This window comes from Pseudomonas sp. Sample_11, from assembly GCF_004307505.1.
Taxonomy (GTDB): domain Bacteria; phylum Pseudomonadota; class Gammaproteobacteria; order Pseudomonadales; family Pseudomonadaceae; genus Aquipseudomonas; species Aquipseudomonas atacamensis.
Window position 1 is genome coordinate 16,081 of the sequence record NZ_RCOD01000075.1, and the last position, 20,187, is coordinate 36,267.

Annotated in this window: 19 protein-coding genes; 8 read left to right on the plus strand and 11 right to left on the minus strand. The window is 59.5% G+C overall.

Translation table 11 applies throughout. The features are described 5' to 3' along the window. Positions 1 to 156: 156 nt before the first annotated feature. The 4 genes from D8U60_RS20685 to D8U60_RS20700 form a co-directional block, all read right to left on the minus strand. Positions 157 to 1,863, minus strand: coding sequence for an ATP-binding cassette domain-containing protein (locus D8U60_RS20685; protein WP_130900810.1), 1,707 nt, complete (start codon positions 1,861 to 1,863; stop codon positions 157 to 159). 26 nt (positions 1,864 to 1,889) lie between these two features. Next, positions 1,890 to 2,858 carry a YcaO-like family protein gene (locus D8U60_RS20690; protein WP_130900811.1) on the minus strand — a complete coding sequence of 323 codons (969 nt, stop codon included), beginning with the start codon at positions 2,856 to 2,858 and terminating at the stop codon, positions 1,890 to 1,892. A 3-nt stretch (positions 2,859 to 2,861) separates the two neighbouring features. Further along, positions 2,862 to 3,077, minus strand: coding sequence for a hypothetical protein (locus D8U60_RS20695; protein ID WP_130900812.1), 216 nt, complete (start codon positions 3,075 to 3,077; stop codon positions 2,862 to 2,864). A 519-nt stretch (positions 3,078 to 3,596) separates the two neighbouring features. Continuing rightward, positions 3,597 to 3,953 (minus strand): hypothetical protein, encoded by a 357-nt coding sequence (locus D8U60_RS20700; RefSeq protein ID WP_110647060.1) that lies wholly within the window; start codon positions 3,951 to 3,953, stop codon positions 3,597 to 3,599. Between D8U60_RS20700 and D8U60_RS20705 the strand changes: the two genes are divergently transcribed. The 3 genes from D8U60_RS20705 to D8U60_RS20715 all read left to right on the plus strand — a co-directional run bounded on the left by D8U60_RS20705 (position 3,952) and on the right by D8U60_RS20715 (position 11,016). Continuing rightward, positions 3,952 to 4,167 (plus strand): hypothetical protein, encoded by a 216-nt coding sequence (locus tag D8U60_RS20705; RefSeq protein WP_130900813.1) that lies wholly within the window; start codon positions 3,952 to 3,954, stop codon positions 4,165 to 4,167. The genes D8U60_RS20700 and D8U60_RS20705 overlap by 2 nt on opposite strands. 79 nt (positions 4,168 to 4,246) lie before the next feature. Continuing rightward, positions 4,247 to 5,641 carry a hypothetical protein gene (locus tag D8U60_RS20710; RefSeq protein WP_130900814.1) on the plus strand — a complete coding sequence of 465 codons (1,395 nt, stop codon included), beginning with the start codon at positions 4,247 to 4,249 and terminating at the stop codon, positions 5,639 to 5,641. Positions 5,642 to 6,120: 479 nt separating this feature from the next. After that, entirely contained in the window at positions 6,121 to 11,016 is a 4,896-nt protein-coding gene (locus tag D8U60_RS20715) for an NAD-glutamate dehydrogenase (protein WP_130900815.1), read from the plus strand. A gap of 164 nt (positions 11,017 to 11,180) precedes the next feature. Here D8U60_RS20715 and D8U60_RS20720 read toward each other — a convergent pair whose 3' ends face one another. The 4 genes from D8U60_RS20720 to D8U60_RS20735 form a co-directional block, all read right to left on the minus strand. After that, positions 11,181 to 11,894, minus strand: coding sequence for an ATPase (locus D8U60_RS20720; protein WP_130900816.1), 714 nt, complete (start codon positions 11,892 to 11,894; stop codon positions 11,181 to 11,183). Between the two features lie 216 nt (positions 11,895 to 12,110). Next, entirely contained in the window at positions 12,111 to 12,512 is a 402-nt protein-coding gene (locus tag D8U60_RS20725) for a cupin domain-containing protein (protein ID WP_130900817.1), read from the minus strand. 206 nt (positions 12,513 to 12,718) lie between these two features. After that, positions 12,719 to 13,012 carry a putative quinol monooxygenase gene (locus tag D8U60_RS20730; RefSeq protein WP_016774982.1) on the minus strand — a complete coding sequence of 98 codons (294 nt, stop codon included), beginning with the start codon at positions 13,010 to 13,012 and terminating at the stop codon, positions 12,719 to 12,721. A gap of 123 nt (positions 13,013 to 13,135) precedes the next feature. Next, complete coding sequence (locus D8U60_RS20735; protein ID WP_122601924.1) at positions 13,136 to 14,569, minus strand: PLP-dependent aminotransferase family protein; 1,434 nt, start codon at positions 14,567 to 14,569, stop codon at positions 13,136 to 13,138. A 414-nt stretch (positions 14,570 to 14,983) separates the two neighbouring features. Between D8U60_RS20735 and D8U60_RS20745 the strand changes: the two genes are divergently transcribed. After that, positions 14,984 to 15,424 carry a carboxymuconolactone decarboxylase family protein gene (locus D8U60_RS20745; RefSeq protein ID WP_076562576.1) on the plus strand — a complete coding sequence of 147 codons (441 nt, stop codon included), beginning with the start codon at positions 14,984 to 14,986 and terminating at the stop codon, positions 15,422 to 15,424. Positions 15,425 to 15,580: 156 nt separating this feature from the next. Here the strand turns inward: D8U60_RS20745 and D8U60_RS20750 are convergent, their stop codons facing one another. Next, the gene (locus tag D8U60_RS20750) at positions 15,581 to 15,868 is read right to left on the minus strand and encodes a hypothetical protein (RefSeq protein ID WP_223631048.1); all 288 of its coding nucleotides are present in this window, start codon (positions 15,866 to 15,868) and stop codon (positions 15,581 to 15,583) included. Positions 15,869 to 16,032: 164 nt separating this feature from the next. Between D8U60_RS20750 and D8U60_RS20755 the strand changes: the two genes are divergently transcribed. The 3 genes from D8U60_RS20755 to D8U60_RS20765 are packed head-to-tail and all read left to right on the plus strand — an operon-like array spanning position 16,033 to position 18,274. After that, positions 16,033 to 16,755, plus strand: coding sequence for a secretin and TonB N-terminal domain-containing protein (locus tag D8U60_RS20755; protein WP_160769420.1), 723 nt, complete (start codon positions 16,033 to 16,035; stop codon positions 16,753 to 16,755). Next, positions 16,752 to 17,303, plus strand: a complete 552-nt coding sequence (locus D8U60_RS20760) for an RNA polymerase sigma factor (RefSeq protein ID WP_041480103.1) — start codon at positions 16,752 to 16,754, stop codon at positions 17,301 to 17,303. The genes D8U60_RS20755 and D8U60_RS20760 overlap by 4 nt, the downstream gene beginning before the upstream one ends. 32 nt (positions 17,304 to 17,335) lie before the next feature. Next, the gene (locus D8U60_RS20765; protein ID WP_130900820.1) at positions 17,336 to 18,274 is read left to right on the plus strand and encodes a DUF4880 domain-containing protein; all 939 of its coding nucleotides are present in this window, start codon (positions 17,336 to 17,338) and stop codon (positions 18,272 to 18,274) included. A 439-nt stretch (positions 18,275 to 18,713) separates the two neighbouring features. Here the strand turns inward: D8U60_RS20765 and D8U60_RS20770 are convergent, their stop codons facing one another. Continuing rightward, positions 18,714 to 19,322: a prepilin-type N-terminal cleavage/methylation domain-containing protein gene (locus tag D8U60_RS20770; protein WP_016774975.1), complete on the minus strand. Its 609-nt coding sequence runs from the start codon at positions 19,320 to 19,322 to the stop codon at positions 18,714 to 18,716. Then, a complete protein-coding gene (locus tag D8U60_RS20775) occupies positions 19,319 to 19,765 on the minus strand; it encodes a GspH/FimT family pseudopilin (protein WP_130900821.1) in 447 nt (148 codons plus the stop codon). Before D8U60_RS20775 ends, D8U60_RS20770 begins: the two co-directional genes overlap by 4 nt. Positions 19,766 to 19,885: 120 nt before the next feature. Here D8U60_RS20775 and D8U60_RS20780 point away from each other — a divergent pair. Next, positions 19,886 to 20,187: general secretion pathway protein GspC (locus D8U60_RS20780; protein WP_130900822.1), on the plus strand; the 302-nt coding region annotated here is incomplete at its 3' end.

The window sequence follows — 20,187 nt, forward strand, 5'->3', positions numbered from 1 at the left end:
TTCCTGGAAAGGGTGACCGAAGACGTTCGTATAACGCCAGGGCTGGGGGCGTTACTTTAATCCATCGCGGGGGGCGGCGACTAACGGCATTTGCGCGATTTGTCAGTATCGGCCTCCGTTTGCACTGTGTAGGGCGTTTCTGGACGTTGCTACGATTCAGGTCTGCGTGTGCAAGCTGTTCAATATGACCTTGATGGCGGGGCGCTCTAGCAGTTCGCACCATTTGCCTTCATCAACGATGGCGCCTTGCTGCATGACGAGCACGCGGTCAAAACGATGGAGATGTTCAACATCATGGGTGACACATATCAAGCCCTGTCCAGCGAATGTCTTGAATAGCAAATCCCACACTGGTGTGGCGAGTTTCGGTTCAATCGAAGCACTCGGCTCATCAAACAGATTGAATTTGCCCGGTCGATTCAGGAGTCGCAGCAACGAAAGCCGCTTCGCTTCACCTCCGGAGATATTGGTGGCGTTTTCAGCGATGTGACCTCGGCCAATGATTTCATCAAGCTGGAGAGATTGAATTGCCTCGTTCAATGTTTTCGACTGCTCAACACCGAAAAGTACGGACTGTTCAAAACTTCCTTCCAGGAACTGCGGAGACTGGGGGCTGTAACGCACCGTTTCCAGATGAACGCGAGCATTTAAGCGATCTATGCACAGGTCGTCGATGAACAGCCGGGGCCGCACCGAAAAATCCAGTCCTGCCAGCGCTTCGAGTAACGTCGATTTGCCAGCGCCGCTGGGCCCGATGATCGCGACGGATTGGCCCTGTCGGAAGCTGATCTGGCTGGCAATTGATAGCTGCGCAACACCGTTATGGGTGATCTCGCAGGGCTCGAGCCGTAATGTTGATAGGTTATGCAACGCATCAGAGTCATTGCGGCGATCGTTATCGAAGTCAGCAGTTGCAAGTAATTCTTTGAGTCGCCGTTGATCAGCCGAGAATTGATCCAGCACCCGATAGCCTTCGGTCAGCGCCGATACATTCAACAGGAACGTACCAGCAATAGAGAAAATGGCTACCAACTGACCGACGCTGATACTTGCTTGTCCGGACGTCTGATCCATGACTCCCCAAGCCAACAAACCGCCGGTGGACAGGCTGATAAACAAAATCTTCGCCGCGCTCAACAGTCCGCCCGAGCCTGCTACGGTTACAGCAGCGTTGGCGTAGCGCTCAAATGCTCGGTTCAAGGGTTGTAGGGCCGTGCGTTCGGCGCGTTCCAGTTTTATCGATTTACCAGCCCTCAAAGTATTGACCAAGGTTGCACTCAGCTCATCCTCCTGGTCATTAACAGCATCGATGTGTTTTCTGCGCCATCGAATGATCCGGTGAGTTGTGTAGAGATAACAGCCACCGAGGCCAGCTAGCGCGCAGAAAACCCAGGCTCCGCCCATATACCAGAATGCGCCGGCCACAATAAGGAACTCCAGACACAGGGGAAAACCCGTAGTGACGAAGAACATCAGCAACTGTTCGTGGGCAGTGATTCCGCGCTCGACCGACTTGATGAACTGTCCTATTCGCCACGTGCCGAACTGGGAAAAGTCCTTGCCCATCAACCGCGCCATCCAATTGATGGAAGCATCCATGACAATTCGCTGGACGAGCTTTGAGAGCAGCAGCGTTTGCAGGGGGGTGATCATCGACTGAATGCAACCGGCCAGCGTAAAAGCTGCGGTGAAAAAAAGCAGCGTACGCAACGTTGTGTGATCGGCATCGTTTAGTGAATCGACGATCTTGCCCAATAACAAAGGAGGAGCCAGGGCCAGGATTTTCAGGGTGATGGTTGCGCCTATTGTCATCACCAGCAGGAGTCGATGTTTCTCGCAGGCTGTTCTTATAAATGTCTGCATGAGTATGTGCCTGTGGTCGTTTTGAATCACGACGTTGGCGAGCTCCTGGTGCCGAGCAGAATGTGCTGAGGAGCTACGGGTTGGCCATTTCTGATTATGTTGAATCGGTCGAGACCCGGGATATAAGTCTGGGTAACTACGTTGGTCCCGGGATACTCCATGACTGTTCTGAAAAATAAGACTTTGTTCATACCGCTCAGGTTTTTTCGGAGCAAGGCAAGTTGTTCAGGAACAGAGAGTGCAAGCAGGTTTTTTGGCGGCGCCAGTGTATTGAGTTTCAAGTTTTTAACAGGTGCAAAGTCTATCAGCTGTTCCAGTTTCTCGGATTGACAAAGCACATCAAGTATCTTTCGGTCCGCGATTTCATCGTTGGCGTCGTATAAGGCGTTTGATTGGAATTGCTCCGTTACCGCTCTTTGGATGGCGATAAATATGTCCAAAGAACAGCCGGAGCCGATTGCGGATATATGTCGGTCGCCGGGGCCGGTTCGTGGTAATGCAACTGCCAGATAAACTTCTGACTCGTCTTTGATAATGATGATCTGCAAAGCTTCGGCAGCCCGTAGCGCGTATGAGTTGTTGAACAGGGCTTGCGCAAGCAGGGGCGCCGACGGTGAGTAGAGATCGATCGGAGGTATCAGTCTGCAGACGGCCATGAAAAACCGGGACAACAGGTGTCGCTCAATCAGTTCCAGGGTACCGTGCAGCAGTGCTTCTGATTTCGTGCAGCCGAAAGCAGTTCCTGAGTTAGAGGCGTAGCGATTTAAAAAGCGCGTCGGTTGACTCGTTGTTTTACGTTCATCTTTGACCGGATACAGCAGGGCGCATGGCACAAAAAGCCCGGCGCAGCCGTCGAGTGATGCAAGCTGCAGACACTGTAGTGGCTCGATGTTTTTTCGCAGACTTGTGAAAATGCCGTCCGACTCGACCCCGTTCTGCGAAGCGATGTCACTGCAACCAAGCGTTTTGCAAAATGGCGGCTCGGCGTGAAACATCGCTTAGTGCTCAAGGCTTTCAGCAAGTGCACCTACAAGCGCGTCGGGACCTTTGCCTGCGCCTGATTCAATCAGCGTGTCGTATTCGTTATAGAGTTCGGCAGTAGCGACCAGATTACCGTCATCTACATAGCGCACTCGCGCTCTCAAACCCAGTGTCTGGATAACATTGTTTATTCGGACAAACGCTTCGCTGGATGAAATCTCACGCTCTGACATGGTGAGCCTCGTAGGCTTGAATGCCGAAAGATCGACTTTCGGCATTTTCAGGATTGGCTGATCGGGAGGCCGAGTCAGCGGGTCAGTGAGGCGAAGAAGTCCAGTTCCGTCGCCAGGAAACCTTCAAAGTGGCCCGAGCCATAAGGCAAATCATCGAAGGTGTTTATTTCAGAACGTTTTCTACCCATTACATATGACTCCATTGAATATCACGTTGTCGGCATTTTTTTGCGCGCCGAGCTTGCATGTTTTTTTGCAAGCGCAACGAGTAATAACAAGGGAGAGTTGAACCCGCAATCAGACGGCTTCCGATGATTGCGTAGGGCGCTTCTTGAGGAGTAGTAGGATCGAACTTCGTGCTGTTAAACACAGCGGCGTTCTATGCGGAAAATTAGCGCGAATTATGGTTTGCAGGTGTTTAGAACTTGTAGAGGTGTCAATTAGCGTGCAATCAATGACGATGGCATAAGAGGCGATCAAATGCCTTCGTCATTTATCTTGTCATGCGAGCCGAACTGGTTATTCCAGATTAATTACAAAAGTTCCTGTTCCATCGAGAATATTCTTCAAAGTCTCAACAACCTCATCCATATCCACCATATCCGGATTAAAACTGATCTCCAGCACATCATCGCCATTCAACGCATCGGCATCCGCCGCAGCAATCTCGATCTTCAGCAGTTTCGAAGTCAGCGTGACCTTCACCCCGTCAAGCGTCGAAGGCTCGCCATCCAGGGTGATCTCCAGCTCATCCTCATCCGGATAACGGCTCATCAGGAACATCTCGCCCTTGTCGCTGTGGCAGCAGAGCATGGCCATGTTGTCTTCTTCGTCGTCGCACGGGTTGACGATCAGTAGGGCGGTGGTCATTTGCATGGGGAAAATCCTGGGCAGTGGCGGCGGTGAGTCTGTTCGAAGGCGCGATTTTGCCAGTCTCAACCAGTTTGCGCTGCCTGCATCGGCAAAAAGTGGCAAAGCAGGATATTTCCGTCGCCCATTTCCGAGTAGCGAGAAGGGAAAATCCGACGCCAGCGTAAGGCAATTACCGGATGCGCAAAATCCACCCGAAATTGCGATTTTTCGCTTGTGATCGCCACAGTTTTACCGTTAGTTTCGCCGCTCTTGCGCAATGGAGTGCGTTACGACAACCCCAAAAAGGGACCTTTGCCATGACCCAATATTTCGACCGCGCCGAAGAAATCCGCCACCTGTCCGATGAACAGATCGAGGAAATCTACAAGCGCTATCTCGAAGGCGAGAAAACTGCCGCGCTGATGGCGGAATTTCAGATCCCTGCAACGGTGCGCAGTCTGCTCAAGGTTTTGCCCCCGGTCATCAGTGCCGACCTCAGCTGTCCTTACTGCAAACTGCCGATGTGGGTGCGCCGACACGCCAGAGGCACTCCGCTTTCGCTGCGCAGCACCTTCAAATGCGTACGCTGTGAGCACCAGCAAAGCCTACCCGGCACCAATACCCGCCACACGACTTGCAGCTGCACAGAATGTTTCAAAGTGCGCCAGCAGCAGCTTGCCGCCCGGGCCACGCGTGATCGCCTGGAATTGGAAGCTCGATATGGCGCGCGATGCCCCGCAGTGCCTTACGCCAATCTGGGGTTTGTGCAGAAGCTGACGTTGCTCGCTTTGCTGGATGATGGTTACGGCGCAACCGTTGAATGGATTGCGCCGTTGAATGCACCATCCAGAGAAGAGCTGCTCGCGCTGACGTTCGAGGCCCGTGAAGAGTTGCTCAAAAGCCTGCACGAAGCCGGGGTGCTGGCAGTTTCCACCGATTCCGACATCAACGCCTTCGATCGCAGCGAGGGCTGCAATATCCGCGAGTACAGCGCGGTGCGCTGGCTGCCCAGCGTCACGCTCGATGGCGTAACGCGCTGTGCCCGCGAGAATTTGTATCAGGTGCTGTATCAGGAGTTGTCGGGCAGCGTCAAAGCCGCCTGGAAGAGCGAAATCTATTCGCTGGTCTTCAGTCTCGCCCGCGAAGCGTCCATTCAATACATCCGTGTGCTGGCCGCTGAAGTGGATTTTGCCTTCACGGCCGAGGCCCGTGCCGAGGAGGTGGTCGGGCAGTTGCTGCAGGACTTCTCGGTGAGTCAGTTGTATTACTTCGCCCGCTTGGCGGTACGAAACGCCACGCACTTTTATGCCACCGGCAATTCCAAAGGGCGCAGCCACGCCTCCAACACCATTCCGCGCAACATGCTGAGCACGGCGCAGGACGCGCTCGCGCGCAACTGGCGCAAGAACGCCCATCGCGATGCGCGAGTGCCGCAAACGGCCTTGCAGCGCTTGCTCTACGACGTGGTGCTCAAGGACAGCGGCGCCGGATTTTCCAAATCGCCGGGCATGTACTGGCGTGACGAACTGGTCCCGCAGTTCTTTTCCGCCGTGGCGTTCGACAGCGACTTGCTCAGCCATCTGCGGCTGTTCTGCCGCGAATGCGATTCGAGCAACATTGACGCCAGCATGGACAAGCAGATCCTGCAGACGATGTGCTACGACTGCGCCACGGTGAGCAAATTCAGAGCCTTTGAGGAACTGCCGGACTGATCCGCGTCAACCGCTGGCGCTGAACCGGATGCCACGCTCAGGGTCGATAACAGGGCCTTGGGCGTTTTCGTTTCCGGATATGTAACGTCCTCGGCGACCGACCTGGCACGAAAGTCCCGTGAAACCGGGGTTTCGAACCTGCATTTCGGCGCACGCCTGCTAGTGTTGATGCAGGCCAAACCCTGCATTTACGTGCCAATGACCGAATATGTCGCAGCACCGCAAGCAGACACATTGTCGCACCCATTAAGCTGCGCAACGGATGAGCACCCGTAAAGGCATTGTCGGCAGTGCTGGCAGTCGCTTTTGCAGATGCTCATTCATGGAAGGTGAATGTGACCTGAGTGTCCCGTCCAGCTTCACCCACCTGTCTCCCTGTTTCCTCTGCCCGAGAATCAGGAACAGGGCGACACCAGCCCCGAAAGGGGTGTTGCACGCGACGCTTTCCATCAATAACAAGCTTAAGCGGAGTACCACAGATGGCGTTCTTCACCGCAGCCAGCAAAGCCGACTTCCAGCACCAACTGCAAGCGGCACTGGCGCAGCACATCAGTGAACAGGCACTGCCACAAGTGGCGCTGTTCGCTGAACAATTCTTCGGCATCATTTCCCTGGACGAGCTGACTCAACGTCGCCTCTCCGACCTCGCTGGCTGTACTCTCTCTGCGTGGCGCCTGCTTGAGCGCTTCGATCACGCGCAACCGCAAGTGCGTGTCTACAACCCCGATTACGAACGCCACGGCTGGCAGTCGACCCACACCGCGGTCGAAGTGCTGCACCACGACCTGCCATTTCTGGTCGACTCGGTGCGTACCGAGCTGAACCGTCGCGGCTACAGCATTCACACCCTGCAGACCACCGTGCTCAGCGTACGTCGTGGCAGCAAGGGCGAATTGCTGGAAGTCCTGCCAAAAGGCAGCACCGGCGAAGGCGTGCTGCACGAATCGCTGATGTACCTGGAAATCGACCGTTGCGCCAACGCGGCCGAGCTGAACGTGCTGAGCAAAGAGCTTGAGCAGGTGCTCGGTGAAGTGCGCGTCGCCGTTGCTGACTTCGAGCCGATGAAAGCCAAGGTGCAGGACATCCTCACCCAGCTCGACAACAGCGCCTATCCGGTCGATGCCGACGAAAAGAACGAAATCAAGAGCTTCCTGGAATGGCTGGTGGGCAACCACTTCACCTTCCTCGGCTACGAAGAGTTCGTGGTCACCGATCAGGCCGATGGCGGCCACATCGAGTACGACCAGAGCTCCTTCCTCGGCCTCACCAAACTGCTGCGCACCGGCCTGACCTACGAAGACCTGCGCATCGAAGACTACGCCGTGTCCTACCTGCGCGAACCGACCCTGCTGTCGTTCGCCAAGGCTGCGCACCCGAGCCGCGTACACCGTCCGGCTTACCCGGACTACGTGTCGATCCGTGAAATCGACGCCGACGGCAAAGTCATCAAGGAACACCGTTTCATGGGCCTGTACACTTCCTCGGTGTACGGCGAGAGCGTGCGGGTCATCCCGTTCATCCGCCGCAAGGTCGAAGAAATCGAGCGCCGCTCCGGCTTCCAGTCCAAGGCCCACCTGGGCAAGGAACTGGCGCAGGTCCTCGAAGTGCTGCCGCGTGACGACCTTTTCCAGACCCCGGTCGACGAACTGTTCACCACCGTGATGTCGATCGTGCAGATCCAGGAACGCAACAAGATCCGCGTGTTCCTGCGCAAAGACCCGTACGGTCGATTCTGCTACTGCCTGGCCTACGTGCCGCGCGACATCTATTCCACCGAAGTCCGCCAGAAGATCCAGCAAGTGCTGATGGAGCGCCTGAAGGCTTCCGACTGCGAGTTCTGGACCTTCTTCTCGGAATCCGTGCTGGCTCGCGTGCAGCTGATTCTGCGCGTCGATCCGAAGAACCGCCTCGACATCGACCCGGTACTGCTGGAAAAAGAAGTGGTCCAGGCCTGCCGCAGCTGGCAGGACGACTACGCCGCACTGACCGTCGAGAGCTTCGGCGAAGCCCACGGCACCAACGTGCTGGCCGACTTCCCGAAAGGCTTCCCGGCCGGCTACCGCGAGCGTTTCGCTGCGCATTCGGCCGTGGTCGACATGCAGCACCTGCTGAGCCTCAACGAAAAAAATCCGCTGGTGATGAGCTTCTATCAGCCGCTCGGTCAGGTCTCCGGCCAGCGCGAGCTGCATTGCAAGCTGTATCACGCCGACACGCCGCTGGCGCTGTCCGACGTCCTGCCGATTCTGGAAAACCTCGGCCTGCGCGTACTGGGTGAATTCCCGTATCGCCTGCGCCACACCAACGGCCGCGAATTCTGGATTCACGATTTCGCCTTCACCGCCGCTGAAGGTCTGGACCTCGACATCCAGCAACTCAACGACACCCTGCAGGACGCGTTCGTGCACATCGTGCGCGGCGATGCCGAAAACGATGCGTTCAACCGTCTGGTGCTGACCGCCGGTCTGCCATGGCGCGACGTGGCACTGCTGCGTGCTTACGCCCGTTACCTGAAGCAGATTCGTCTGGGCTTCGACCTGGGTTACATCGCCAGCACCCTGAACAACCACACCGACATCGCTCGCGAACTGACCCGGTTGTTCAAGACCCGCTTCTACCTGGCGCGCAAGCTCGGCAGCGACGATCTGGAAGACAAGCAACTGCGTCTGGAACAAGCGATTCTGACCGCGCTGGACGATGTTCAGGTGCTCAACGAAGACCGCATCCTGCGTCGTTACCTCGACCTGATCAAAGCCACCCTGCGCACCAACTTCTATCAGACTGACGCCAACGGCCAGAACAAGTCGTACTTCAGCTTCAAGTTCAACCCGCATGCGATCCCTGAGCTGCCGAAGCCAGTGCCGAAGTTCGAAATCTTCGTCTACTCGCCACGCGTCGAAGGCGTGCACCTGCGTTTCGGCAACGTTGCTCGTGGTGGCCTGCGCTGGTCCGACCGTGAAGAAGACTTCCGTACCGAAGTGCTCGGCCTGGTAAAAGCCCAGCAAGTGAAGAACTCGGTCATCGTGCCAGTGGGCGCGAAGGGCGGCTTCCTGCCGCGTCGCCTGCCACTGGGCGGCAGCCGTGACGAGATCGCGGCCGAGGGCATTGCCTGCTACCGCATCTTCATTTCCGGTCTGTTGGACATCACCGACAACCTGAAGGACGGCGCCCTGGTGCCGCCGGTCAACGTCGTGCGTCATGACGACGATGACCCGTACCTGGTGGTCGCGGCGGACAAGGGCACTGCAACCTTCTCCGACATCGCCAACGGCATCGCCATCGACTACGGCTTCTGGCTGGGTGACGCGTTTGCCTCCGGTGGTTCGGCCGGTTACGACCACAAGAAAATGGGCATCACCGCCAAGGGCGCGTGGGTCGGCGTGCAACGCCACTTCCGCGAGCGCGGCATCAATGTTCAGGAAGACAGCATCACCGTGGTTGGCGTCGGCGACATGGCCGGCGACGTGTTCGGTAACGGCCTGTTGATGTCCGACAAGCTGCAACTGGTCGCTGCGTTCAACCATATGCACATCTTCATCGACCCGAACCCGAACCCGGCGACCAGTTTCGTCGAGCGTCAGCGTCTGTTCGACCTGCCGCGTTCGGCCTGGACCGACTACGACACCAGCATCATGTCCGAAGGTGGCGGTATCTTCTCGCGCAGCGCGAAGAGCATCGCGATCTCGCCGCAGATGAAAGAACGCTTCGACATCCAGGCTGACAAGCTGACCCCGACCGAACTGCTCAACGCCTTGCTCAAGGCGCCGGTGGATCTGTTGTGGAACGGCGGTATCGGCACCTACGTCAAGGCGAGCACCGAAAGCCACGCCGATGTCGGGGACAAGGCCAACGATGCACTGCGCGTCAACGGTAACGAGCTGCGCTGCAAAGTCGTGGGCGAGGGCGGTAACCTCGGCATGACCCAACTGGGTCGTGTGGAATTTGGTCTCAATGGTGGCGGTTCCAACACCGACTTCATCGACAACGCCGGTGGCGTGGACTGCTCCGACCACGAAGTGAACATCAAGATCCTGCTGAACGAAGTGGTTCAGGCCGGTGACATGACCGACAAGCAACGCAACCAGTTGCTGGCGAGCATGACCGACGAAGTCGGCAATCTGGTGCTGGGCAACAACTACAAGCAGACTCAGGCCCTGTCCCTGGCTGCGCGCCGTGCCTACGCGCGCATCGCTGAGTACAAGCGTCTGATGAGCGATCTGGAAGGCCGTGGCAAGCTGGACCGTGCCATCGAGTTCCTGCCGACTGAAGAGCAACTGACCGAGCGCGTCGCTGAGGGCCACGGCCTGACCCGTCCTGAGCTGTCGGTGCTGATTTCTTACAGCAAGATCGACCTGAAAGAGCAGTTGCTGGGCTCGCTGGTGCCGGACGACGATTACCTGACCCGCGACATGGAAACGGCGTTCCCGCCGACCCTGGTCAGCAAGTTCTCCGAAGCCATGCGTCGTCACCGTCTGAAGCGCGAGATCGTCAGCACCCAGATCGCCAACGATCTGGTCAACCACATGGGCATCACCTTCGTGCAGCGACTCAAAGAGTCGACCGGCATGAGCCCGGCGAACGTGGCTGGCGCTTACGTGATCGTGCGCGACATCTTCCACCTCCCGCACTGGTTCCGTCAGATCGAAGCGCTGGACTATCAGGTTTCCGCTGACGTGCAGCTGGAACTGATGGACGAGCTGATGCGTCTGGGCCGTCGTGCCACGCGCTGGTTCCTGCGTGCCCGCCGCAACGAGCAGAACGCTGCCCGTGACGTCGCGCACTTCGGTCCGCACCTGAAAGAGCTGGGCCTGAAACTCGACGAGCTGCTCAGCGGCGAAATCCGCGAGAACTGGCAGTCGCGCTATCAGGCGTACGTCGAAGCCGGTGTGCCGGAATTGCTGGCGCGTATGGTTGCGGGCACTTCGCATCTGTACACGCTGCTGCCGATCATCGAAGCCGCAGACGTCACCGGGCAGGACCCGGCCGAAGTGGCCAAGGCTTACTTCGCCGTCGGCTCTGCGCTGGACATCACCTGGTACCTGCAACAGATCAGCGCTCTGCCGGTGGAAAACAACTGGCAGGCTCTGGCCCGTGAAGCGTTCCGTGATGACGTCGACTGGCAGCAACGGGCGATCACCATCTCCGTCCTGCAACAGGGCGACGGTTCCCAGGACGTGGAAGCACGCCTGGCGCTGTGGATGGCCCAGCACGAAAGCATGATCGAACGCTGGCGCGCCATGCTGGTGGAAATCCGTGCTGCGAGCGGTACGGACTACGCTATGTACGCGGTGGCCAACCGTGAACTGCTGGATCTGGCGTTGAGCGGGCAAGCGATCGTGCCTGCGATCACTGCGAATGCCGAGCTTGAACTGGCGTAAGTAGTGGCTGAATGAAGAAGCCCCGCTCTCGAAAGAGGCGGGGCTTTTTTATGCCTGAGGATTTTTGTGGTGTCTGGTCTGGCGCCTTCGCGAGCAGGCTCGCTCCCACAGGGATTCGCATTCCAAATGTGGGAGCGAGCCTGCTCGCGAAGAGACACTTACATTCAATACAACTTTTGAGCTGGTTTACCCTCAAGCATCGACACTTTCTCCCCCGGCCGCACAACCAGATTACTCAGCGAGCGATCAAACTCGCGCAACGCCGCCAACTGCAATTCCTCCTGCTGATTGATATCCGCGACGATCTCTTCCGAGCGCTTGAAGTCCGCCCACACCGGCGTCAGTTCCCGCGCCTGCGAGCCCTTCGCCGTGCCGATGTAGTTCAATTGCGCATCGTAAAAATCGGCACTGACATCCGCGCGGATATCCGAGCTGCGCGAGGTGATCAGTTGGCTATGGGTATCGACGATCGCCACCACATCCGGCTTGGCCGCGCGCAGGCTTTGCATGTCCGGGTACACCGTCACCGAGCCGAACTGGCGTTGCAGCGAAGCGTTGACCCACTGCACCGCGCGATCCGGGCTGGAGCTGGCGACGTAGGCGTCGTGGATCGGCTGCACCAGCAGGCTCTGACCAAAACCGGTGCCGGCCTTGGCCTGATACTCGCGCAAGTATTGGCGATTGGCCTGGGTGCCGGGGCTGTAAATCACCCCCAGCGAGACGCCGGGACCGCTGTTGACCTGAGTAGCACTGCTGCGACCGGTCGGGTGCGGCAGCAGCGTGTCGAGGGATGACACCGCTTGCGGGGCAGTGGGAACAGAGCAGGAAGAGAGCATCAAAACGGAGATCGCCAGTAGGGCGGGAAGCGCAGGTTTCATGGTGTTTCTCCCGTGAAACAAGGTCTGTCGATGAGTGTGCACGGGCCGATGGTTCGGCGGATATTCAGGTTAAACCTGCCGGCCTGACCGTTGCCTGAATAACCTGTGCGGGGTTAGGTTTATTGGCTTTAAGCGTTTGCAGGTAATGCCCCAAGGCAATAAAAAAGGCGCAAATGCTCGATTCGCGCCTTTCGTTTATGGCTGGTCACGCAGCCATCAGTTTTCCAGCGGGATCAGCACCTGCTCATCCGGGGCCAGCACCATGAACACCAGCAACTTGGCCGGCTTGGTCGAACTGGCGTTTTTCGACACCAGATGCTCGGAACCGGCCGGCTCGTACCAGAACTGGCCCTTCTTGTAAGTGATGGCCTGTTCGCCTTTGACTTGGGAAATCACTTCACCGTCGAGCACGTAAGCCATCGCCGTACCCTCGTGTTTGTGCGCGATCGAAGACTGCCCGGGCTGGTAGTCGACTTCGATCATCATGGCTTTCTTGCCGGGGACGTTTTTCAGCAGTTGGTCCTGCAGGACGGTGATTTTCTCGGACGGATCGTGAGCCATTGCCGAGGCGGAGAGGGTGAAGGCGAGGGCTGCGGCGACGAGGTGCAGGGCTTTCATGGCGGGTTACCTGTGATGGTTGGGGTGCGCTCACAGTAGGCCGCAATGGGGCCGGTTCAAACGGCCAATATTCGCAAAGATCAGGTGACCAATTCTGGTTCAAAAGCAAAGATCGCAGCCTTCGGCAGCTCCTACAGGGGAACGCATTCCAGAGTAGGAGCTGCCGAAGGCTCGGGCCGCGATCGGACGATCTTTTGATCTTGCTTTTAGACGATAGGAAAGCTGTTGAAATCCACGCTATTGGCCAGGCGGCTGTCGATCAGGTCGATAAACCCCTGTGCCTCGGGCCGGTTGAAATGCGCCTGCATCGCCGCTTCCGACTGCCAGCGCGCGCTGACCGTCCAGCGGTGGCTGTCCTCGGGGCAGCGGTCGACCAGGTAGGAATCGCAGCCCGGGGTTTCGCGCAGGGTATCGACGATCTTCTGCAATTGCTTGCCAAGCTCTTCCGAGCGGCCCGCGACCGCCTTGACCTCAACCGTGTTGATCACTTCGTTGGACATTGCTCACACTCCTGAATCAGGCCGGACGAATCCTGCTCACTGAGGGATAACGCCTGTGCAGAATAGGCCTGCCGCCGTGAATCACCAATAACCAATCGGCGGTAAAAGCCTTATACCAACGGCTCATGACAGCTGTTCGAGGATGTCGCGCAGGCGATCAAGGGCGATGTCGATGTCCAGGGTTTCGATGGCGCCGAAGCCGAAATACAGGCCTTCTTTCGCCGGCTGCTGGTAGTAGAAACCACTGATCGCATACAGGCCGACCTCGACCTTTTTTGCCAACTCGATGACCAACGGCAAATCGATCGGCACCTTGCAGAACACCGCCATGTGAAACCCGGCACTGGCCGGCACGGCTTGCAGCCATGGCGCGAGGTCGGTGGCCATGCGCTCGAGAATCCGCTCGCGACGTTGCGCGTAGATCGTGTGGCAGCGGCGGATGTGCTTGAGCAGGCAACCCTCGGCGATGAACTTGGCCAGCGCCCATTGCGGCAGGGTCGAGGCGTGCAGATCGGTCAGCTGTTTGGCGCGAATCACTGCCTCGATGATCGACGGCGGCAGGATCGCGTAGCCCAGGCGCAACTCCGGCAGCAAGGTTTTCGAGAAGGTGCCGACATAGGCGACGATACCGCGCTGATCGAGGTTGTACAGCGAATCGGTGGGCCGGCCCTCGTAGCGGAATTCGCTGTCGTAATCATCCTCGATGATGATCGCGCCGAGCTCGTGGGCACGGGCGAGCAGGGCCTCGCGGCGCGCCTGACTCATCGCCATACCCAGCGGGAACTGGTGCGACGGGGTGACGTAAATGAGCCGCGTGCCATCGGGAATGTGCTCGACCTGAATACCCTCGGCATCCACCGGCACCCCGACCACTTCGGCGCCGTGGGTGCCGAACAGCAAACGCGCGGGTGGATACCCTGGATCTTCCATCGCCACCAGATCGCCCGGGCGGGTCAGTACCCGGGCAATCAGATCCAGCGCCTGCTGCGCGCCGTTGCACACCACGATGTCCTCGTCCTGACAGTTGATGCCGCGAGAAAAGGCGATGTGCCGGGCGATCGCATTGCGCAGCGCCGGCAAACCCTCGGCAACGCTGTAGAAGCCTTTCGACTGCGCCATCTGCCGCATCGCATGGGCGACGCAGCGGCGCCAGTCGTCGTGCGGGAACTGGCCTTTGCTGGTGGCGCCGCCGATGAAGTCGTAGCGCAGTGAACCTTCCAGCGTCGGGTGGCGCAGGAATACCGGCAGATTGCGCCAGCTCTCGATCACCTCGGCACTGGCCAGCTCGGTGTGGCTCTGCTTGCGCTGCACCTGCGCCGGGCGGGCGTTGACATAGGTGCCTTTGCCAATCACCCCGGTGAGGAAATTTTCGTAGGTCAGCTGCGCATAGGTGTCGGAAATGGTCTTGCGCGAGATGCCCAATTGCTCGGCCAGCAAGCGGCTCGGCGGCAACTGCGTACCCGCCGCCAGTCGCCCGGATTCAATCGCCGCGCGCAACTGCTGATACAACTGACCGGCGAGATCCTTGCGGCCGTTGATCACGACATGAAGTTCCATACCGACGAGGCTCCCGGGTGTTGAGTGAGGTATCGGTCAGATTAGCGTTGTTGGGCTTTTGGCAGTAGTTGCGTGGAGTAAAAACCGCAAATTGGCGCAAGTCCCTGTGGGAGCGAGCTTGCTCGCGAAAGCGGCGGGTCAGTTACCTGATCGTTCCCACGCTCCGCGTGGTAACGCCTCCCGTGACGCTCTGCGTCACAGTGGACGCGGAGCGTCCATGGCTGCATTCCTTTGCTGCGCGTGGGAACGATCAAAAAGCCAGATCAAAAGATCGCAGCCTTCGGCAGCTCCTACACGGGATTGGTGTTTGACGGGAATTCTGTGGTGTAGCGGTTTTCCGTGGAATTGGGGCTGTAACACAGCCTGCACAGCCCGTACCGTGAGCTCATCATTCCGCCTGCCGAGAGCCGCGCCATGTCCCTGCGTCTGGATTACTACAACGCGTCGCCCAAGGCGATGAAAGCGATGCTTGCCATGGAGGCGCTGACCGCCAACCTGAGCATCGAAGCGCCGCTGCTGCAATTGATCCGGATCCGCGCTTCGCAACTCAACGGCTGCGCATTCTGCACCGACATGCACTCGGTGGACGCGCGGCGGGCCGGGGAGAGCGATCGGCGTCTTTACGCGATCGCGGTGTGGCGCGACAGCAACTTCTTCAACCCCCGCGAACGGGCGGCGCTGGCCTGGGCCGAGGCGGTGACGCTGTTGGCCGAAAGCCATGTGCCGGATGACGTCTACCAGCAGGCGCGCGAGCAATTTGATGAAGGCGAACTGGTGGACCTGACGGTTGCAGTCAGCACCATCAACAGCTGGAATCGTTTGGCCGTCAGCTTCCGCCAGACCCCGAGTGATTGAGTTGCGTCGTAAAAACAAAACGAGAGAAAGAAGAGGTACACGCCGATCGTTCCCACGCTCCGCGTGGGAATGCCTCAAGGGACGCTCCGCGTTCCAATGGGACGCAGAGCGTCCCGGGCTGCATTCCCACGCAGGAGCGTGGGAACGATCAGTCCTTCACTGCGGCGGCCGCTGCGGTTTCACCGATGTGCCAAACGTGTTGCCCATCCGCGTACTGGTCGCCGCCGGTGTCGCCAGCCCTACCTGATTCGGCGGTCGCTTGTGCACCGGCACATTCAACCCTTCCATGTTCTTCTGCGCCGCCGCCGCGCCGTCGGGATTGTTGCCCATCTGCTGGCTCAGGCAATCGTAATTCGGCGCCTTGTAACCGCCGACCGTGACCTCGACACAGCCCAGCGGCTCCTCCGCCTGCGCTGCACCCACCGTCATCAGCAAGACCCACATCCACCGTGTTTTCATGTCCGCCTCCTGGCCCGCCCGAATGGGCCGCTCTGGGTTTGAGTCTAGTGCAAGCGCGGCGCAAAACCCGTGATGGTTTTTTTGCACCGCCCGTCATACCAGAGTCATAAATGCCCCGCAGGATAGCGATTTTCAGGGGTGCGCCAGTCGTGCAGCGAGGCAGTTCGCGGATCAGTCTTCAGCGCTCGGCGACGCTTGTGCGCCGCGCGGGCCTGGGGTGGCTGCTCGGTCTGCTGACCTGCGCGGCCAATGCTGATCCGGCAGCGGCGGACATGCGCATGACCTTGCACATCCCGGCGCAGGAACTCGCTCGGGCGTTGGATCAATACAGCCGCGCCACGGGCGTCGCGGTGTTGGTCGACAGCCAGTTGAGCCGGGGCCGTCGCTCCCTCGCCGTGGATGGCGAATACACCGCCGCCGATGCCTTGCGCCATCTGCTCGGCGGCACCGGGTTGATGGCGCGTTACGCCCGCGCCGACGCGTTCACCTTGCAAGCGGCGCAGGTGGAAGACCTGCCAGTGCCGACGGACAAACCCACGCCGGCCGCTGTCGCGGTCAACCGCAGTTACGCGACGGCGGTGCAAGCGGCGATCGAGCGCAAGCTGTGTCGTTCGCCGCTGACCCGACCGGGCAGTTATCGCGCGGTGTTGCAGGTGTGGGTCGGGCGCGACGGCGTGGTGCAGCACAACCGGTTGGTCACTTCGACCGGCGATGTACGGCGCGATAACGCGCTGGTGGAAAGTTTTCGCAACCTCACAATCGATCGGCCGACGCCCAGCGCCTTGCGCCAGCCGGTCACGTTGCTGTTGTTACCGGAGTCGTCAGGGAAACGCATGGAATGCACGAGATGGGAAGGAGTTTCCGGGGGATGAAAGACGCCGGACAAAGCACGATGGGCCAGCTGTTCCTCAGCTCCTACGAGGATTTTCGCGTGCGCCTGCGCCGCCGCCTCGGCTCCGAGGACCTGGCCAACGACGTGCTGCACGAAACCTGGCTGCGGGTCGATCGCATGGAAACCCCGCCGAACCTGCTCAAGCCCAACGCCTACCTGTATCGCATGGCCCTGAACATCGCCGCCGACCGCCGTCAGGCCGATGCGCGCCTGCTCACCGGTACTGAGGTCGAAGAGCTGCTGCAACTGGGCGACGAGGCCCTCGACCCGGCGCGGGTGGTCGGCGGGCAAAAGGAGATGCAGGCCCTGCTCAGCGCCTTGTACGAACTGCCCGCACGGCGTCGGCGGATCTTCATCGCCGCGCGGTTGGAAGAGGCACCACACCTGGAAATCTCCCAGCGTTTCGGCATTTCCACGCGCATGGTCGAAAAGGAAATCAAAGCCGCGTTGGGCTTCTGCGCAGCGAAACTGGAAAGAAAAGTGTTTCAGCGGTTCGGTCGCGGGGCCGGAAAACCGTCTAGCGAATAGTGACCCGATTAATCCGTTGAGAATTTGCGCGTTTGAACATCTTTCGACTGAAACCTGCCGAGCCATCGGCCGACGAGTTGCTGCAGAGCGAAGCCCGCGACTGGCTGATTCTGCTGACCTCGGGCCGCGCCACCGTCGCCGACGCCCGCGCCCTGCGCGAATGGTGCGCGCAAAGCGGCGAACATGCCCAGGCGTTCGAAGAAGCCAAGCGGCTGTGGCATCACCTGCAACCGGCCGCCGAAGCCGTGCAGGGCCGACGCGGCTTCGGTCGACGGGCATTTCTCGGCGGCGCGATTGCCGCATCCGCCGCATTCCTGCTGGTGCGCGGCACGATTCCCGGTGGCTTCGAAGGACTGGGCGCCGACTACATCACCGAAGTCGGCCAGCAGCGCCGGGTTGAACCGGCGCAAGGCGTCAGCCTCGAACTCAACACCCAGACCCGCATCAACCAGCGCAGCGTCGAAAACGGCGTGCAGGGCTTTGAACTGGTCAGCGGCGAAGTCGAAGTGCAAACCGCACGCCTGCCACTGGCGATGCAGGCCGGGGCAGGGTGGTTGCGCGCCAGCCAGGCGCGCTTCAACCTGCGCAACACCGACCAGCAAGTCTGCGTGACCTGCCTCGACGGCACGGTCGACGTCGCCATCGAAGGCCGCAACCTGCGCCTCGAAGCGGGCCAGCAAGTCACCTACGACGCACGGCAAATCGGCAACGTACAAACCGTCGACACCGCCGCCGTGATGAACTGGCGCCAACAAGTGCTGGTGTTCAACGGCGCCACCCTCAGCCAGATGATCGACGAAATCAACCGCTACCGCCCCGGCATGCTCCTGCTGCTCAATCGCGAACTCGGCCAACGCCGCGTCCAGGCCCGCTTCAACCTCGACCAACTCGCCGGCGTCGCATTGCTGATCCGCGATGCCTACGGCGTCAAATGCACCGAACTGCCGGGCGGCGTGGTCGTTCTCAGCTAACCAAAGCCCAGCGCAATCCAAATGTAGGAGCTGCCGAAGGCTGCGATCTTCTGATCTTGATCCTGCTTTCTGTGGGAGCTGGCTTGCCAGCGATGACGGCCTCACAGCCACCCAATCCCCAACTGCCTACACCCAACCCAAATGTAGGAGCTGCCGAAGGCCGCGATCTTCTGATCTTGCTTTCGCTTTCTGTGGGAGCGAGCCTGCTCGCGAAAGCGGTTGCCCAACTGACCAATATCTTCCGGTCGCACTCGATCCCTGCGGGAGCTGGCTTGCCAGCGATGACGGCCTAACAGCCAACCAACCTGCAACTGACCGCCCCCAACCCAATTGTGGGAGCGAGCCTGCTCGCGAATGCGGTCTGCCAGTAACAACAATGCTGACTGACCCACCGCAATCGCGAGCAGGCTCACTCCTACAAAAACTGCGGTGACCCCGGCTATTGCAACAACCCAATCACCTGCCGATACCGCTCAACCCCCTGCGCCGTCTGCCGACTCAAACTAATCTCCAACCCCAACGGATCCTCCCGCCGATTCCCGCTCAACTGCCGCCACCCCTTGTCCACCTCCCAAACCCGCACCTGCACATCACTCACCTCACTCAACACTGCAACCCCATTCCCAGGCGCCGGCAACGGATAGCGACTGCGCGCCTCAGCCACCGCCCGATACAACGTATCCCCCTTGACCCACCACCGAACACGCTGCAAAGCCCCCGGCTGATCCGCCGCGCTACGAATGATGTCCAGCCGAAACCCCTTGCTATCACTACTGCGCACCGTCACCGCCGGCGGCGCGGTCGGCGCCTCATCCTCAGCCCCGACCTTGCGCGGCTCGCTCAACTCCACCCCCGCGCGCATGTCCACATCCCGCTGCAACTGATTCAACACCCGCAACAACCCATCGCTCTGCTCACTACTGGCCTGCAAATGACTGTCCGCCCGCGTGACACTGTCCAACCCGCGCCAGGCAATCAGACTCACCACCGCCATCAGCAGAATCGCGACCATCACCTCAATCAGAGTGAACCCTTGCTGAGTCTTCATTGAATACTGATCCGCCCACTGCCATCGCGCAGCACACTCAGCCGATTGGCCCCATCAGACAAAATCAGCCGCAACGGCGGATTGATCCACTCCGCATTCAACACCACCGTCTGCCGGGGCTCCACCCGCACCTCCACCTTCGGGCTCTGCCACACACGCGGACGCAACTGCGCATCCTCCATGAACGACTCAAACCCCACGCCACCCTCACCACGCCGCCCAAACCGAAACCCCTTGGCATCCGCCACCCACACAATCGGCCGCCCATCGGCGCGAGCCTCGGCCTGCGCCACCTGCAACAACTGCGCAACCCGCTCGGCATCCTTGCGCAACAACTGCAACGGATCGGGCCTGATACTCAAACTGATCGCCGCACTGGCAATGCCAATAATCACCAGCACCACCATCAACTCGATCAACGTAAAACCCTGCTGCCTGCTCATCACCCACGCGCTCCTTGGCGTCCCACCCCATCGTGCCCGGCGAACATGTAAGGCATGTGAAATAAAACGGAGAGAATTGCCGCGTAGTCTGGCAACAGGGACAACAAGGAGCGACAACCCATGAAATTCACCGCACGGATCACCCCGGCGCAAACCGTCCAGGCCCTGGCACTGCTCGCCGCCCTGGTGGGCGTCGCGACATGGTCGTCGCTGCTGCTGACCACGGCGGAATCCCACACACCCGCAGCCGCCCCGCAAGTGCTTGCGGCGAAAAGTGACAGCCCGGCGTTGCAGTGGTTCTCCAATGAGGCTGCGCCGGTGGATATCAAGGTGAGTGGAGTGATCGCGGGCGGGAGTGGAACGGTGGCGATATTGAGTTTGAATGATGGCGCGCCGAGGAGTTTTTTGGTGGGGGAGAAGGT